The 1,811-nt window shown below is 71.7% G+C and carries 2 protein-coding genes; both read right to left on the reverse strand.

All coding sequences use genetic code 11. The features are described from left to right. Positions 1-111: 111 nt before the first annotated feature. Entirely contained in the window at positions 112-915 is an 804-nt protein-coding gene (locus tag P1P75_RS41345; protein ID WP_319265161.1) for an ABC transporter permease, read from the reverse strand. Beyond that, a complete protein-coding gene (locus tag P1P75_RS41350; protein WP_319265163.1) occupies positions 912-1,757 on the reverse strand; it encodes an ABC transporter ATP-binding protein in 846 nt (281 codons plus the stop codon). The genes P1P75_RS41345 and P1P75_RS41350 overlap by 4 nt, the downstream gene beginning before the upstream one ends. Positions 1,758-1,811: the final 54 nt, after the last annotated feature.

A 1,811-nucleotide genomic window follows, 5' to 3' on the forward strand; every position in this document is an offset into this window, starting at 1 on the left:
GCGCGGTTCGGGGCGCGGTTCGGGGTGGGGCTGTGTGCGGTGTGGATCGCCCCCGCCGTCCGTTCCCGCGACTCTGGAGTTGTGGCCACGGACCACCTGCCCCTTCGGCTGTCATGCCGTCCTGCGGCGCAGGGTCGCTGCTCCCAGGGTCAGGACCAGGAGTGCGCAGCCCGCCACGATCAGGGCGTCCCGGATGAAGTCGGCTGTCATGTCCGTGTGGGTGAGGACCTCGTTCATGCCGTCGACCGCGTAGGACATGGGGAGGACGTTCGAGACGGCCTCCAGGGCGGGGTGCATCGTGTCGCGCGGGGTGAAGAGGCCGCAGAGGAGGAGCTGGGGGAAGATCACCGCCGGCATGAACTGGACCGCCTGGAACTCGGAAGCCGCGAAGGCCGAGACGAAGAGGCCGAGGGCTGTGCCGAGGAGGGCGTCGAGCAGGGCCACCAGGAGAAGGAGCCAGGGACTGCCCAGCACGTCCAGGTCGAGGAACCAGAGGGCCAGGCCGGTGGCGAGGGCGGACTGGAGGATCGCGAGGGCGCCGAAGGCCAGGGCGTAGCCGGCGATCAGGTCGCCCTTGCCGAGGGGGAGGGCGAGGAGGCGTTCGAGGGTGCCGGAGGTGCGTTCGCGCAGCGTGGCGATGGACGTGACCAGGAACATCGTGATCAGGGGGAAGATCCCGAGGAGGGACGCGCCGATGCTGTCGAAGGTGCGCGGGCTGCCGTCGAAGACGTAGCGGAGCAGGAACAGCATCACGCACGGGATGAGGATCATGAGGGCGATCGAGCGCGGGTCGTGCCGGAGCTGGCGCAGGACGCGGGCGGCGGTCGCGGTGGTGCGCGAGAGGTTGAGAGGCGCTGTGGGGGAGGTGTGGGCGGTGGGCGTCGTAGGGGTGGGGGGCGCGGTGTTCGTGGTCATCGGGTCTTCTCCTTCTTGCGGATGGCCCGGGTCGCCGCGTCGACCAGGTGGAGGAAGGCGGCCTCGACGGTGTCCGTGGCGGTGCGGGCGCGGAGTTCGTCGGGGGTGCCGTCGGCGAGGATCCGGCCCTCGCGCATGAGGAGCAGGCGGTGGCAGCGCTCGGCCTCGTCCATGACGTGGGAGGAGACGAGGAGGGTGGTGCCGCGGGAGGCGGCGATCTCGTGGAAGAGGTTCCACAGGTCGCGGCGCAGGACCGGGTCCAGGCCGACCGTCGGTTCGTCGAGGACGAGGAGTTCGGGGGCGCCCAGGAGGGCCACGGCCAGGGAGACGCGGCTTCGCTGGCCGCCGGAGAGGTTGCCTGCGAGGGCGTCGGCGTGGCTGGTCAGGTCGACGTCGGCGATGGTTCGGGCGACGTCGTCGCGGCGGCGGTCGGCCGCCGCGCGGCCCGGGTCGAGGATCGCGGCGAAGTAGGCGAGGTTCTGGCGGACCGACAGGTCGTCGTAGACGGAGGGTGCCTGGGTGACGTAGCCGATGCGGGTGCGCAGGGTGGGGTGGCCTGCGGGGCGGCCGAGGACGTCCAGGGTGCCGGTGACCTTGGCCTGGGTGCCGACGATCGCGCGCATCAGCGTCGACTTGCCGCATCCCGAGGGGCCGAGGAGTCCGGTGATCTGGCCGCGCGGGACCGCGAAGTCGAGGGCGCGCAGGACCGTGCGGGGGCCGCGGACGACGGTGAGGGCGGATGCGCGGACGGCGGCGTCGGCGTCGGGCGGGGTGCTGGGGGCGGCGGTGCCTTGTCCTGTGTCGTCGGGGGGTTCGGAGGTTCGGTCACTGTAATTCACCATGTGATGAATAATCTCTCCGGGGGCGGGAACCGTCAAGAAGGGGGCGTGCGCGGG

It is taken from the genome of Streptomyces sp. ID05-39B (genome assembly GCF_033794725.1).
Taxonomy (GTDB): Bacteria; Actinomycetota; Actinomycetes; order Streptomycetales; family Streptomycetaceae; genus Streptomyces; species Streptomyces bobili.

Bases quoted from the DNA above. Each gene is read 5' to 3' on its own strand.
- P1P75_RS41345 (WP_319265161.1), bottom strand. From the start codon at position 915: ATGACCACGAACACCGCGCCCCCCACCCCTACGACGCCCACCGCCCAC.
- P1P75_RS41350 (WP_319265163.1), bottom strand. From the start codon at position 1,757: ATGGTGAATTACAGTGACCGAACCTCCGAACCCCCCGACGACACAGGA.